This window comes from Mesonia hippocampi, assembly GCF_014197445.1.
Taxonomy (GTDB): domain Bacteria; phylum Bacteroidota; class Bacteroidia; order Flavobacteriales; family Flavobacteriaceae; genus Mesonia; species Mesonia hippocampi.
Genome location: NZ_JACIFO010000004.1, coordinates 44,332 through 58,042, shown reverse-complemented (window position 1 = coordinate 58,042; position 13,711 = coordinate 44,332). Strand labels below are relative to the sequence as shown.

14 protein-coding genes are annotated in these 13,711 nt (G+C 34.6%); 2 read left to right on the top strand and 12 right to left on the bottom strand.

What is annotated here, in order from left to right:
• Nucleotides 1–20: 20 nt before the first annotated feature.
• Nucleotides 21–908 carry a bifunctional 5,10-methylenetetrahydrofolate dehydrogenase/5,10-methenyltetrahydrofolate cyclohydrolase gene (locus GGR32_RS05675; protein ID WP_183477225.1) on the top strand — a complete coding sequence of 296 codons (888 nt, stop codon included), beginning with the start codon at nt 21–23 and terminating at the stop codon, nt 906–908.
• A gap of 74 nt (nt 909–982) precedes the next feature.
• On the opposite strand, the gene lpdA is transcribed toward GGR32_RS05675, so the two are convergent.
• The 3 genes from lpdA to msrB all read right to left on the bottom strand — a co-directional run bounded on the left by lpdA (nt 983) and on the right by msrB (nt 3,424).
• Nucleotides 983–2,374 (bottom strand): dihydrolipoyl dehydrogenase, encoded by a 1,392-nt coding sequence (lpdA, locus tag GGR32_RS05670; protein WP_183477224.1) that lies wholly within the window; start codon nt 2,372–2,374, stop codon nt 983–985.
• A gap of 124 nt (nt 2,375–2,498) precedes the next feature.
• Nucleotides 2,499–3,014: a hypothetical protein gene (locus tag GGR32_RS05665; protein WP_183477223.1), complete on the bottom strand. Its 516-nt coding sequence runs from the start codon at nt 3,012–3,014 to the stop codon at nt 2,499–2,501.
• A gap of 5 nt (nt 3,015–3,019) precedes the next feature.
• Nucleotides 3,020–3,424, bottom strand: a complete 405-nt coding sequence (gene msrB / locus GGR32_RS05660; protein WP_246415182.1) for a peptide-methionine (R)-S-oxide reductase MsrB — start codon at nt 3,422–3,424, stop codon at nt 3,020–3,022.
• 185 nt (nt 3,425–3,609) lie between these two features.
• Between msrB and GGR32_RS05655 the strand changes: the two genes are divergently transcribed.
• Entirely contained in the window at nt 3,610–4,425 is an 816-nt protein-coding gene (locus GGR32_RS05655; RefSeq protein ID WP_183477221.1) for a M48 family metallopeptidase, read from the top strand.
• Between the two features lie 88 nt (nt 4,426–4,513).
• Here GGR32_RS05655 and secA read toward each other — a convergent pair whose 3' ends face one another.
• From secA to GGR32_RS05610, 9 genes are all read right to left on the bottom strand, one after another.
• Nucleotides 4,514–7,882 (bottom strand): preprotein translocase subunit SecA, encoded by a 3,369-nt coding sequence (gene secA, locus GGR32_RS05650; protein WP_183477220.1) that lies wholly within the window; start codon nt 7,880–7,882, stop codon nt 4,514–4,516.
• An 80-nt stretch (nt 7,883–7,962) separates the two neighbouring features.
• Complete coding sequence (locus tag GGR32_RS05645; RefSeq protein WP_006989959.1) at nt 7,963–8,184, bottom strand: DUF2795 domain-containing protein; 222 nt, start codon at nt 8,182–8,184, stop codon at nt 7,963–7,965.
• Between the two features lie 139 nt (nt 8,185–8,323).
• Complete coding sequence (locus tag GGR32_RS05640; RefSeq protein WP_183477219.1) at nt 8,324–8,896, bottom strand: cob(I)yrinic acid a,c-diamide adenosyltransferase; 573 nt, start codon at nt 8,894–8,896, stop codon at nt 8,324–8,326.
• A gap of 6 nt (nt 8,897–8,902) precedes the next feature.
• Nucleotides 8,903–9,067 (bottom strand): hypothetical protein, encoded by a 165-nt coding sequence (locus GGR32_RS05635; protein WP_183477218.1) that lies wholly within the window; start codon nt 9,065–9,067, stop codon nt 8,903–8,905.
• 333 nt (nt 9,068–9,400) lie between these two features.
• Nucleotides 9,401–9,931, bottom strand: a complete 531-nt coding sequence (locus GGR32_RS05630) for a hypothetical protein (protein ID WP_183477217.1) — start codon at nt 9,929–9,931, stop codon at nt 9,401–9,403.
• On the bottom strand, nt 9,928–10,548 hold the full coding sequence (locus GGR32_RS05625; protein WP_183477216.1) for a hypothetical protein: 621 nt from the start codon (nt 10,546–10,548) through the stop codon (nt 9,928–9,930). The genes GGR32_RS05630 and GGR32_RS05625 overlap by 4 nt, the downstream gene beginning before the upstream one ends.
• A 57-nt stretch (nt 10,549–10,605) precedes the next feature.
• Nucleotides 10,606–10,920, bottom strand: coding sequence for a hypothetical protein (locus tag GGR32_RS05620; protein WP_183477215.1), 315 nt, complete (start codon nt 10,918–10,920; stop codon nt 10,606–10,608).
• Between the two features lie 353 nt (nt 10,921–11,273).
• Nucleotides 11,274–11,819, bottom strand: a complete 546-nt coding sequence (locus GGR32_RS05615; protein ID WP_183477214.1) for a hypothetical protein — start codon at nt 11,817–11,819, stop codon at nt 11,274–11,276.
• Nucleotides 11,820–13,682, bottom strand: coding sequence for an ATP-binding cassette domain-containing protein (locus GGR32_RS05610; RefSeq protein ID WP_183477213.1), 1,863 nt, complete (start codon nt 13,680–13,682; stop codon nt 11,820–11,822).
• Between the last annotated feature and the right edge of the window lie 29 nt (nt 13,683–13,711).

Below are 13,711 nucleotides of genomic sequence, written 5' to 3'. Positions count from 1 at the left end.
AGATATAAAAATTCGTTATCATGACTATTTTAGACGGTAAAAAAGTAAGCAACGACATTAAAGATGAAATTGCTTTAGAAGTAGAAAAATTAAAAAAACAAGGCGGAAAAATACCTCACTTAGCAGCAATTATTGTAGGTAGTGATGGAGCAAGTTTAACTTATGTAAATAGTAAAGTAAAAGCTTGTAAACGTGTAGGTTTTGAATCTACATTGGTAAGAATGTCTGGGACTACGAGCGAAATAGAATTACTAGATAAAATAGAGGAGTTAAACCAAAATGATGATATTGATGGGTTTATCGTACAGTTGCCTTTGCCGCCACAGATAGATACACAAAAGATATTGATGGCAATAAATCCAGATAAAGACGTAGATGGTTTTCACCCAGAGAATTTTGGGAAAATGTCTTTAGATATGAGTTCTTTTATTCCTGCAACACCCTTTGGTATTTTAGAGCTTTTAGAGCGTTACGATATTCCTACCGAAGGTAAACATACCGTGGTAATTGGGCGTAGCCATATTGTAGGACGACCTATGAGTATTTTAATGGGGCGTCAAGGTTTTCCAGGGAACTCTACCGTTACATTAACTCATAAGTATACCAAAAACATTAATCAAATTACCTCTCAGGCCGATATTATTATCGTAGCTGTAGGGATTCCTCATTTCTTAAAAGCAGAAATGATAAAAGATGATGCGGTAATTATCGATGTAGGAATTTCACGTGTGCCAGACGATAATGCTCCTAAAGGTTATGTAATAAAAGGAGATGCAGATTTTAATAATGTATCGCAAAAAGCATCTTATATTACGCCAGTTCCTGGTGGTGTAGGGCCAATGACGATTGCCATGTTGTTAAAAAATACGCTTTTAGCAAGAGAGCGTCATCAGGCCAAAAGAGCTTAATTAAAGTATTTAAGAGATATAAAAAAAATCCGAACGTTTAACGTTCGGATTTTTTATTTCTACAACTTGTCTTTTTATAGATGAATTACTTCATCGTAAGCAGCAGCTACAGCTTCCATTACCGCTTCACTCATTGTTGGGTGAGGGTGAACAGCTTTTAGCACTTCATATCCTGTAGTTTCTAGTTTTCTTCCTAAAACAGCTTCAGCAATCATATCGGTAACACCAGCACCTATCATGTGGCAACCTAACCATTCGCCATATTTTTTGTCAAAAATAACTTTAACAAAGCCATCTTTTTTACCTGCAGCACTTGCTTTACCAGAGGCAGAGAAAGGAAATTTTCCTACACGGATGTCATAACCTTGTTCTTTTGCTTGTTTTTCGGTAAGTCCAACACTAGCAATTTCTGGCGATGCATAGGTACAACCAGGTATGTTTCCATAGTCTAAAGCTTCTACGTGCATTCCTTTAATTTTTTCTACACATAGTATTCCTTCGGCAGAAGCAACGTGTGCTAAGGCTTGTCCTGGTACAACATCTCCAATAGCATAAACACCAGGAACGTTAGTTTGGTACCATTCGTTTACAATAATTTTATCTTTATCGGTTTTTATACCTAAGTCTTCTAACCCAATATTTTCGATGTTGGTTTTAATTCCAACAGCAGATAAAACTACATCGGCTTCTAGTATTTCTTCTCCTTTTTTTGTTTTTACTGTAGCTTTTACACCTTTTCCTGAAGTGTCTACACTTTCTACAGCAGCATTGGTCATTACTTTAATACCTGCTTTTTTGAAAGATTTTTCAAATTGTTTAGAAACATCTTCGTCTTCTACAGGGACTAAGGTTGGTAAGTATTCTACAATAGTAACTTCGGTTCCCATTGCGTTGTAAAAGTGAGCAAATTCTACTCCAATAGCTCCAGAGCCAACCACAATCATTTTCTTTGGTTGCTCTTTTAATGTCATTGCTTCACGGTATCCAATTACCTTTTTACCGTCTTGTGGTAAGTTAGGAAGCTCACGAGAACGAGCTCCTGTTGCGATGATAATATGGTCTGCTTCGTAGGTAGTTGTTTTACCATCATCGGCAGTTACGTCAACTTTTTTTCCTGTTTTTAATTTTCCAAAACCATTGATAACATCAATTTTGTTTTTTTTCATTAAAAACTGTACGCCTTTACTCATTCCTTCAGCTACACCACGGCTACGTTTAACAACGGCATCGAAATCGTGCTTAGCATCTTTTACGGTTAATCCATAATCTTCGGCATGTTTTAAATAATTAAAAACTTCGGCACTTTTAAGTAATGCTTTTGTAGGAATACATCCCCAATTTAAACAAACACCACCAAGATTTTCTTTTTCTACTACAGCGGTTTTGAAACCTAATTGAGATGCACGGATAGCAGTTACATAACCTCCTGGTCCGCTCCCTAAAACAATAATATCGTATTTGCTCATGATTGTATTTTTTGCTGAATTAATGTGTTGCGAATTTAAACAATAATCCCCATAACCAAAAAAGCTTTTTTAATTACTTTACTGATTTATGGGGAGTGTCTAATTTGTATTTTTATAACTTAACTTAGTTTATCTCTTTTAGTTGTAAGCCTTGTGCTTCTATACTGGTTTTTAAGGCTTGGTAACTGCTTGTGTTTACAAACGGATCTTCGAGTCTTGCTGAAGGAATAATTACAATTCTGAACCATTGATTTTGATAAAATTCTGGGGCAAGGTTATTTAAATTTACACTTCCTCCTAGCATAATTTCAACATCGTAGAAAGTATGGTTGTAGGTGTAGGCTAACTCTCTACCGTCATCAAAATAAAAAGTTCTAGGTAAAGGCGTCCATACACTAACATTATTGTTTTCCACTTCACTGTCTAAAGAGTGGTAAACCAAAATAGCTTCATCTTCAAATACCTCGATACCATTTGCAGCAAAATCATATAGGTATTGGTTTTGGTTACCAAAGTTTACTTGAAATTCAATAGTAGTTCCTATTAAGCCATCTTGACCAGGAGGACCCATAGGACCTCGGTCGCCTTCACAAGCGGCAAGTGTAATAATGCTTAGGGCTAATAAAATTAATTTTTTCATAATAATTATTTTTGAGTGTTAAATTGAATACTTATCGAGTTTACGCAGTAGCGTTTTCCTGTTTCTGTTGGTCCATCGTTAAAAACATGTCCTATATGTCCATTGCATTTGGTGCAGCGTATTTCTGTTCTGTGCATTCCGTGGCTATTATCTTCTTTGTAAGCTATGCTTCCGGCTATGGCTTCATCAAAGCTTGGCCAACCGCAATTGCTTCTAAATTTTGCTTCGCTATTAAATAATTTTTGGTTGCAGCCAGCACAATAATAGTTGCCGTTTTCGAAGTGTAAATTGTATTTTCCTGTATGCGGAGCTTCTGTGCCATTTTCTCTTAGAATGTGATATTGTTCAGGCGAAAGTTCCTTTTTCCATTCGGCATCTGTTTTTTCTGTAAATTTGGTGTGTGAGTTCATGTTTTTAGTAGATTCTTTTAAGGTGTTACCATCTTTGTTACTTTGGCAAGAAGTAAATAAAACAATTACCACGTATAACAAATGTAATACTTTCATAAAGTAGTTTTTTATAAAAACACAAATATTGTACCATGCTTTAGTTTTATATTTGCAGTATACATCTTAGCGAATTTAAATGATATCTTATGAAAAGAAAAACAATTTTTGCATTAACAGCATCTTTTGTGTTGGCCGCATGTAGCCAAAATCCTTTTACAGGAAAAAAAACATTGGCCTTAGTGCCTAACTCACAGATTTTACCAATGGCTTTTCAGCAGTACGATCAGTTTTTAACCGAAAATAAAGTAATTACCAATACAGCTGATGCCAATATGGTTAAAAATGTGGGGCGAAAAATAGCAACTGCAGCAGAACGTTGGTTAAATGCTAATGGCTATGCAGGCTATTTGAAAGATTATAAATGGGAATATAATTTGGTGCAAGATGATGCTGTAAATGCATGGTGTATGCCTGGAGGAAAAATAGTTGTGTATACAGGGATATTACCTGTTACAAAGAGCGAGACAGGATTAGCGGTTGTAATGGGGCACGAGGTAGCTCATGCATTAGCAAATCATGGTCAGCAGCGAATGAGTGCAGGGCAGTTACAGCAAATAGGTGCCGTTGCGGGTAACGTAGCTTTGAGTGATAATGCAGAAGCACAGCAAATTTTTAATACGGCTTATGGGGTTGGTTCTCAAGTAGGGGTGATGCTGCCATTTAGCAGAAGTCATGAAACTGAAGCTGATAAAATAGGCCTTACATTAATGGCAATAGCAGGGTATAATCCCGATGAAGCTCCTGAACTTTGGAAACGTATGAAAGCTAAAAGTGGAGGACAAGCTCCGCCAGAGATGTTAAGTACTCACCCAAGTAGTGATACTAGAATAAAAAATTTAACCGCTTGGGCTGGAGATGCTAAGGCCGAAGCAAAGAAATTTGGAGTTACTAAATTTAAATAATCAATTGTTTTTAGTAAAATAAATCTACTGAATAAAAAAATCCGAGTTAGTAGCTAACTCGGATTTTTTTATAAGTTCTTAATTTCTATTAAGCATTTTCTTCTACCAATACCCATTCTCCTTTTTGTAAAAGCGGAATTGCTTGTTTATATTTTAAGCTTTTGCTTTCTCCTGTTTTTATACTTTTTATGGTTACTTTATCATTTCTACCAATTTTTGGTTGGTCTCGTGTAATGGTCTCGGTAACTTGAGGTTGATTTTGTTGTGCTTGTGCTCCAGCAGCTCTGTGTTGTGCGGCTTGTTCATCCATGTTAAGCACTTCTTCTTTAGAAATTTCTAAATTTTCTTGCTTAGCGGCTTGCTGTGCTTGTTGTATGTCTTGTGTTTCAGGCTGAGGTATTTCTCCTTTAAATAAGAAAGAAATCACCTCTTTGTTTACCTTATCAAGCATTGCCTTAAAGAGTTCGAAAGCTTCAAACTTATAGATTAATAAAGGATCTTTTTGTTCGTGTACTGCCAATTGAACACTTTGTTTTAACTCATCCATTTTTCGGAGGTGTGTTTTCCAGCTGTCATCAATAATGGCAAGGGTAACATTTTTTTCAAAGTCGGTTACAAGCGATTTCCCTTCAGTATCATAGGCCTCTTTTAAATCGGTAGTTACTTGAATGGTCTTAGCGCCATCTGTAAACGGAACTAAAATACGCTCAAAGCGATCGCCTTGTTCTTCAAAAACACGTTTAATAACAGGTGTTGCTTGTTGTGCATCACGAGCCATTTTTTCTTCGTAATTTTTATAGGCAGCTTTGTAAACAATTCCAGATAGTTTTTGGGCGTTTGCTTTTTCGAACTCATTTTCGGTTATGGGGCTTCCTATGCCTAAATACCTGAAAATTTCAAATTCAAAATTCTTGAAGTCTGAAGCATTTTTATTTGTTTCAGAAATGCTTTCTGCCAAATCAAAAATCATGTTGGCTATATCTACGCGTAAGCGTTCTCCAAATAATGCATTATAGCGGCGTTTGTAGATTACTTCACGCTGTGCATTCATTACATCATCATACTCTAAGAGGCGTTTACGGCTTCCAAAGTTGTTTTCTTCTACTTTCTTTTGGGCTCTTTCTATCGATTTAGAAATCATGCTATGTTGGATAACTTCGCCTTCTTCAAGTCCCATTCTGTCCATAAGTTTCGCAATTCTTTCAGAACCAAATAGGCGCATTAAATTATCCTCTAAGGATACATAGAATTGTGAACTTCCTGGGTCTCCTTGACGACCTGCACGACCTCGTAACTGACGGTCTACACGGCGAGAATCATGGCGCTCTGTACCTATAATGGCAAGACCTCCAGCATCTTTTACTTCTTTGCTTAGTTTAATATCTGTTCCACGACCTGCCATATTGGTTGCAATGGTCACAATACCAGCTTTACCTGCTTCTTCTACAATTTCGGCTTCTTTTTGGTGTAGCTTTGCATTAAGTACATTGTGAGGTACTTTTCTTATTTTAAGCATTCTACTTAAAAGTTCAGAAATTTCTACAGAAGTTGTACCGATAAGTACAGGACGTCCTTGTTGAGAAAGTTTGGTAACCTCTTCTATTACCGCATTATATTTTTCGCGCTTGGTTTTATAAACTAAGTCTTGTTTATCTTTACGGGCTATAGGTCTGTTGGTAGGAATTTCTACCACATCTAATTTATAGATTTCCCAAAATTCTCCTTCTTCTGTTATCGCGGTACCTGTCATTCCAGATAGTTTACGATACATTCTAAAGTAGTTTTGCAGGGTAATGGTGGCAAATGTTTGGGTGGCGTCTTCAATTTTTACATTTTCTTTTGCCTCGATGGCTTGGTGAAGTCCGTCGCTATAACGACGCCCATCCATGATACGCCCTGTTTGTTCATCTACAATTTTTACTTTATTGTCCATAACCACATATTCGGTATCTTTTTCGAATAAGGTATAGGCTTTAAGTAATTGTCTTAGGGTGTGAATACGTTCACTTTTTACGCTAAAGTCTCGTAAAAGGGCTTCTTTTTTCTCTGCTTCTTCTTCTTTAGGAAGGTTTAGGTTTTCTATTTTAGAAATTTCCATTCCTATTTCTGGCATAACAAAGAAGTTAGGGTCTTCTTTTCCAGAAAGGAACTCTACACCTTTATCGGTAAGATCAATTTGGTTGTTTTTTTCTTCAATAACAAAATACAACTCTGCATCTACTTTGTGCATTTCACGGTTGTTATCTTGCATATATTGAGCTTCGGTTTTTTGTAAAAGAAGTTTTATACCTTCTTCACTCAAAAACTTAATTAAAGCTTTATTTTTTGGTAAACCACGATAAACTCTAAGCAATAAGAAGCCTCCGTCTTTAGTGTTGCCTTCTGTTATAAGTTTTTTTGCTTCGGCAAGAACGCCTACGAGGTATTTGCGTTGTACTTCTACAACTTTTGCTATTTGAGGTTTTAAAAGGTCAAACTCGTGGATGTTTCCTTTTGGGATGGGGCCAGAGATAATTAAGGGTGTACGTGCATCATCAATCAACACAGAGTCTACCTCATCTATAATGGCATAATTGTGTTCTTGTTGTACTAAATCTTCTGGGGAGTGACTCATGTTGTCACGTAGATAATCAAAACCAAACTCGTTGTTTGTACCATAGGTAATGTCTGCTTTATAGGCGGCTTTACGTTCTGGTGAGTTAGGGCGGTGGTTATCGATACAATCAATGCTTAATCCGTGGAATTGGAATATAGGTGCCATCCAGGCGCTATCTCGTCGTGCAAGGTAATCGTTTACGGTAACTAGGTGTACTCCGCGTCCGGTAAGTGCATTAAGGTAAACAGGAAGTGTAGCTACAAGGGTTTTTCCTTCTCCTGTTTGCATTTCGGAGATTTTCCCTTGGTGCATGGTAATACCTCCAATTAGCTGTACATCGTAATGTACCATGTCCCATTGTACTTCTTTTCCTGCAGCATTCCAAGTGTTTTTCCAGATGGCTTTATCTCCTTCTAGGGTTACATAATCTTTATCGGCAGATAGAAATCGGTCGTACTCAGAAGCGGTTACCTCTAAGGTTGGATTGTTTTTAAAACGTTTTGCGGTTTCTTTAACTACGGCAAAGGCTTCAGGTAGTATTTCGTTAAGCACAGCTTCCGATTCTTCATAGGCTTTATCCTTCAGACTGTCTATTTTATTATAGAGGTCTTCCTTTTTATTGATATCGTCTGTAGTTTTAGCTTCTTTTTGTAAAGCTGAAATTTCTTGGTTGGTAGCTTTAGTGGCTTCGGCTATTTTTTCTTTGAAGCTAATGGTTTTGTTACGAAGCTCGTCGAGCGAAATTTGCTCAAGTTGTGTTTCGAAACTTTTTATCTTATCAACAATTGGTTGAATTGTTTTTATATCTTGTTTCGACTTATCGCCGACAAACATTTTAAGTACCGAGTCTAAAAAACCCATAGTATGTAATTTATTTTTTGTTTAAAAATACATAAAAAAAAAGCCTCGTAGTAGAGACTTTTTAATTTGTTTTTGCTTGTTTAATATTCATCCTCATTCCAGAGATAGTCTTCGTCTGTGGGGTAATCTGGCCAAATTTCTTCAATAGAGTCGTACGAGTCTCCTTCATCTTCTATCGATTGAAGATTTTCTACAACTTCTAGCGGCGCTCCAGTTCGGATAGCGTAATCTATCAATTCGTCTTTTGTTGCAGGCCAAGGTGCATCACTTAAATAAGATGCTAATTCTAATGTCCAATACATCTGATTATCGTGTTTGAATTTGTGCAAAAATAAATTTTTAATTGTAAAAGTCAAGTAAAAAGTTTATTTTTTGATCGTTATTTTTAAGAACTTGTTTTTCAAGGGAAAACCCTTTGTTTTAAGCTGTAAAGATTATTGTTTATTCTTTTTCAGGAATCCATTTTACTTCTTCAGCGTTTAAATCTTTAGTCAATTTTCGTGCCAATACAAATAAATAGTCAGAAAGCCGGTTTAAATATTTTAATATATTTTCATCAAAGGTTTCTAGGCTATATAATTGGGTAGCTAAGCGTTCTGCACGACGGCATACACAGCGAGTTATATGACAATATGACACAGTTGGGTGTCCGCCAGGAAGAATAAAATGTGTCATTTGCGGTAAATCTCCGTTCATGGTATCCATCTCTGTTTCTAACTGTTCGATGTGTTTTTCTCCAATTACAACAATGTTAAGCCTGTCTTTACCGTTTTTTAACTTTGCTTTTTCAGGGTCTGTAGCCAATTCTGCACCAAGGGTAAATAAGTTGTGTTGGATGTCTTTTAAAACGGCTCTTGTATGCACGTCTTTTACATTATCTCTTACTAAGCCCACGTATGAGTTTAGCTCATCTACTGTTCCGTAGCTTTCTATGCGAATATGGCTTTTAGGTACACGTGTGCCTCCAAAAAGTGCTGTCGTTCCTTTATCGCCAGTTTTGGTGTATATTTTCATTTTAAATTAATTGTTCTTGTGTTTTTTTGTTTTCTCGTAAAACCCTTTTCTGAAATTTCGTTTTTGTTTTTTGGCTTGGTTGCGTTTATTATTAAAAATCACCAATACAAAAAGGATTGCTAAAACAATAATAAGGATAATAAGCTGGGTTTGCTCGGAGAGTTGAAACATATTTTTTAGGTAAATATACAAAGTTAGCTTTTATTTTACCATCGTATTGTAAAATGTTCTTTAGCTTGTTCTTGCCTGAAAAATAATATTCCTAAAGAAAAACAATCTATACTTACCTTAACTTCGGGGCGTTTGCATAATTCTTGCCCATAACAAATTGTGTTATTAAACAAAATACAGTTTTAAGATTTTTTCGAATGATTTAAATATATTGAAATTTAGAAGTAAAAATAGTATTCTATTAAAGGTCTTATTTGACGATAATTTGAAATAAAGGTTAGTCTATTACGAAGTTATCATGGTGTTTTATTGAAAAATTGAAGTAAATCTAATTTACTTTATATACGTTTTTAATATTGCTATATGTTCTTCTACGCTTTGCTGATAGGTTGTATGTAGAATTAGTTGATTATCTTTACCGAAAATCATAAAATCAGTATACCCCATATCTTTATGATTGCAGGTTTCGCAGATTGCTTTTATAAGTTTACTATGAAAATTTAAAAAAAATGAATCATCTATGATATAAAATGGTTCGCTATAGTTATTAAAAAACAAATGATCTAGAAGCTCTTCTTGTTTTTTCTTTGGGTTAGTAGTAACTACAAATAATTCGAAGTTATGTTGAGTAGCTTGTTTATACAAACTATCTACAGAAGGGAAGCCTTGTTGGGTTGCTGAACAGTACTGCTTAAATAAATAAACAATTTTAAAGTCTTTTTTGCTAAAAGCAATTTTGTCTTTAAGTGCGGCAATGCTTAAGGTTGTAATATTATATGTAGTGTTACTTTTTGTTGTTTGGGTAATACCAAGCTTTATAAAAAGAAAACAAAACAACAGGGATAGTATAAAGGTCTTCTTCATCGTTGATTATCGCGTATATTTTCTGGGTTATTTACTTGTTCTAACATCCAATCTTTGGTTTCCTGAGAAATATCCCAACTGTTTTGCAAGTCGGTGTTTAATAAAATGAGCTGTATATCGGGATTATTTTCTTTTTGACGAAGTAAAACCTCATACCATTTACTGATAAGTTTAGCGGACTTTATTTTATTCCAATGAATTCCCCAACTCAACACAAAAATATAACCGGTTTGGTTATGTGTATATACTTGGTTGGTTTTAAGCGATACTATTTTTTCTTCCCAATATTTAAAATCGGGTGAATTTTTACTTTTTTTCTTCCGTAAACGTTTTAAATTACTTAACTTTTTTTCGGCATTATAAAAATTAATATACTCCGTAAATTCACCTTTTTCATTAAAAACAAAAATGACTGGCGATACTAAATTTCCTTCGCTGGTATAGGTTTTATAATCTTCTATGGTTTTTAAAATATAGATATCTTCTGTTAAAAAGGCTAACTGTTGTTCGTTTATATAGTTATTGATAGTTGTGCTGTCTTCGAATTTAAAGTTTCTTGGATTTTGAGCAGTTAAACCAAGCGTAAAAACACATATAAGGTAAGTGATGATTTTCATGAAATAAAAATTAATAGCCTGTTAATATGATTCATTAACAGGCTTTGGTTAAAAAGATTAAAGTTTGATATAATATTTATTTATTTCTTCATTTTCATATTTTTGAATAGGGTAGGTACCTTTCTTTATGGTGTATCCTTCTTTTAAATTCATTTGTGCTGCGGTTTCTATATCAAAAATAAAATCTTCCTCCATAATAAAATGGGATCCTCCTTGAATTTCAATCAATTGGTTTATAGCGTTTTCAGTGATTTCTAAAACAAGCGTGTCTCGTAAGCCATCAATTCGGTCAATAAAATAATTTGTTTGTATTTGATATTGAGGTGACTTTGGGTTTGTGTAAATTATAGTTATATCGTCAACATCAACCATTACTTTATCTATGCGACAAATACCCAGTCCTCTACAATTTTTAGACTTTTTTCCAATAGTAAATTTGGCGCCACCACCACCTATTTTAATTCCATTAATAACAAAATTGTTATCTTTTATAGTTAAACTTTTAGAAGAAGTATTGTTAAGATGTATATCTTCTTCTGTGTCAGTAGTACAAGATACAATATTAAAAAATGCGAATATAACTAGAATAACTATACTTAAATTTACTAGTTTGTTTGTTTGTTTTTCATTTCTCTAAGTTTTATGAGTTAGGTGTTAAATTTAAATAAAACTTTCAGAGATAAATGTTAAAAAACAATATGTTTTTTTATAATAATAAATATACATTACCATCTTATTGTAAAATGTTCTTTAGTTTGTTCTTGCCTGAAAAATAATATTCCTAAAGAAAAACAATCTATACTTACCTTAACTTCGGGGTGTTTGCATAATTCTTGCCAAATATTGCTTGCATGTTTCTGATGAATATTTGTAAGAATTACTAGGCTATCGTTATGCGAATGTTTTAAAATATTTTGCCATAGTGAAGTGTTTATGCTTAAAGTTGTTAAAAGAAAAGCATCAATCTTCTTTTCTTCCGTGTTGGTTAACGATGTTGTAGGGATGTTGTTAACTCCATTAAGAGGAGGGAAATTTATTATGTTTGTACTTAAGTTTTTTACAGAGAAATAATCCAATAATTTGATTATTTTTTTATTGGTTTTAGAAAGTTTTCCTTCGTTATTTTTACATAAGTTTTGGTAGTAAACGGTATTTTTTTTTGCATAAAAACACTGTGTTACTAGACTAAATACAAAAGGAGAATGTACCCCATGTTGATTGGTAGATTTTTTTAAAAAAGCCAAGTAATTTAGCCGTGTTTTTAAATTCATTTAATCTTCAATTTTCATAGAAAGTTCAAACCAGCGTTCGGTTTTTGTTTCTAATTGATTAATGATGTCTTGTAATTGTCCAGATTTGGTATTGATTTCCTCTTCGGTTAATTCTTGTAAAAATTCTTGTTGGACTTGTTCTTTTTCGCGTTCTAGTTTTTGGATATCACGTTCTAGGCGTTTGTATTCTTTCTGTTCGTTATAATCTAATTTTTGTTGATTATTGTTTGATTTCCAGTTTTTTTTAGGGGTGTCGGTTTGCTTTTTTTCTTCCTGAGCAGGTTGGCTTCCTTCGTAGCTGCGATAATCTGAGTAATTTCCTGGGAAATCTAAAATTTCTCCTTTTCCTTTAAACACAAGAAGGTGATCTACAATTTTATCCATAAAATAACGATCGTGCGATACCACAATTAAGCAACCAGGGAAATCTATCAAGAAGTTTTCCAATACATTTAGGGTAACAATATCTAAATCGTTAGTAGGCTCATCGAGAATTAAAAAGTTAGGGTTTTGGATTAAAACCGTACATAAGTAGAGTCTTTTGCGTTCGCCTCCGCTTAGTTTTTCTACAAAATCGTATTGTTTTTTTCGGCTAAATAAAAAACGCTCTAAAAGCTGTTGTGCAGAGATTTGTCTTCCTTTTTTTAGCGGAATATAATCGCCAAATTCTCTAATTACATCGATTACTTTTTGACCTTCTTTTATGGTTATACCTTTTTGTGTATAGTAGCCAAATTTTACAGTTTCGCCAATAATTATTTTTCCGTTATCTGGTGTTATGTTTCCTGTTAAGGTATGCAGAAAGGTAGATTTTCCTGTACCGTTTTTCCCGATAATACCAACGCGTTCGCCTGGCTGGAAGTTGTAGCTGTATTGGTCAAATAGTACGTTGTCTTGATAAGCTTTAGAAATTTTATGAAGCTCAACAACTTTGTTTCCGAGGCGTTCCATGTTTATTTCAAGTTGTACTTCTTGTTCTTGCCTGCGTTGTGAGGCTCGTGCTTTAATCTCGTTAAAATCGTCTATTCTCGATTTAGATTTTGTGGTTCGGGCTTTAGGTTGTCGGCGTATCCAACCAAGTTCTTTTTTATAAAGTTGTTTTGCTTTTTCGGTAGTAGTTTTTTCGTTATCTAGGCGTGCTTCTCTTTTTTCGAGGTAATAGCTGTAATTTCCTTTGTAGTTATAAAGGTTTCCTTCGTCTAGCTCTATAATTTCGTTACAAACACGTTCTAGAAAATACCTGTCGTGAGTTACCATAAACAAGGTAAATTGCTGTTGCTTAAAAAAGCTTTCTAGCCACTCAATCATGTCTAGATCTAAATGGTTGGTAGGCTCATCTAAAATAAGTAAATCGGGCTTGTTAAGTAAGGTAGTGGCTAGTGCTAGTCTACGTTTTTGCCCACCCGATAACAAGTGTACTTTTTGTTTTAAATTATCTAGTTTTAGTTGTGAAAGTATTTGTTTGTATTGTGTTTCAAAATCCCAAGCTTGCTCAGCATCCATACGATCTATTGCTTTTTGCATGGCTTCGGTATCGTTAGGATTTTTTATGGCTTTCTCATAAGCTGCTATTACGCGTAGGGTATGGTTGTCGCTTGCAAAAATGGTTTCCTCTACGCTTAGCGTTGGGTCAAGGTTAGGTTCCTGCGGTAAAAAAGCTTGTTTTAGGTTATTGCGATAATTTACTTGTCCAGCATCGGGCATTTCGGTAAGCGAAAGGATGTTTAAGAGCGAGGTTTTACCTGTGCCGTTTTTGGCGATAAGACCAATTTTTTGCCCTTCGTTAATTCCGAACGATAAATTCTCGAACAGCACACGCTCGCCGTATGCTTTACTTATATTTTCTACAGAAACGTAATTCACAATAATGTTTGTTTTAAGAAATTTAATTT

What these genes read in the sequence shown, in the direction of transcription:
- GGR32_RS05675 (WP_183477225.1), top strand. Translation starts at nt 21, where the DNA reads ATGACTATTTTAGACGGTAAAAAAGTAAGCAACGACATTAAAGATGAA.
- lpdA (WP_183477224.1), bottom strand. Translation starts at nt 2,374, where the DNA reads ATGAGCAAATACGATATTATTGTTTTAGGGAGCGGACCAGGAGGTTAT.
- GGR32_RS05665 (WP_183477223.1), bottom strand. Translation starts at nt 3,014, where the DNA reads ATGAAAAAATTAATTTTATTAGCCCTAAGCATTATTACACTTGCCGCT.
- msrB (WP_246415182.1), bottom strand. Translation starts at nt 3,424, where the DNA reads ATGAACTCACACACCAAATTTACAGAAAAAACAGATGCCGAATGGAAA.
- GGR32_RS05655 (WP_183477221.1), top strand. Translation starts at nt 3,610, where the DNA reads ATGAAAAGAAAAACAATTTTTGCATTAACAGCATCTTTTGTGTTGGCC.
- secA (WP_183477220.1), bottom strand. Translation starts at nt 7,882, where the DNA reads ATGGGTTTTTTAGACTCGGTACTTAAAATGTTTGTCGGCGATAAGTCG.
- GGR32_RS05645 (WP_006989959.1), bottom strand. Translation starts at nt 8,184, where the DNA reads ATGTATTGGACATTAGAATTAGCATCTTATTTAAGTGATGCACCTTGG.
- GGR32_RS05640 (WP_183477219.1), bottom strand. Translation starts at nt 8,896, where the DNA reads ATGAAAATATACACCAAAACTGGCGATAAAGGAACGACAGCACTTTTT.
- GGR32_RS05635 (WP_183477218.1), bottom strand. Translation starts at nt 9,067, where the DNA reads ATGTTTCAACTCTCCGAGCAAACCCAGCTTATTATCCTTATTATTGTT.
- GGR32_RS05630 (WP_183477217.1), bottom strand. Translation starts at nt 9,931, where the DNA reads ATGAAGAAGACCTTTATACTATCCCTGTTGTTTTGTTTTCTTTTTATA.
- GGR32_RS05625 (WP_183477216.1), bottom strand. Translation starts at nt 10,548, where the DNA reads ATGAAAATCATCACTTACCTTATATGTGTTTTTACGCTTGGTTTAACT.
- GGR32_RS05620 (WP_183477215.1), bottom strand. Translation starts at nt 10,920, where the DNA reads ATGGTTGATGTTGACGATATAACTATAATTTACACAAACCCAAAGTCA.
- GGR32_RS05615 (WP_183477214.1), bottom strand. Translation starts at nt 11,819, where the DNA reads ATGAATTTAAAAACACGGCTAAATTACTTGGCTTTTTTAAAAAAATCT.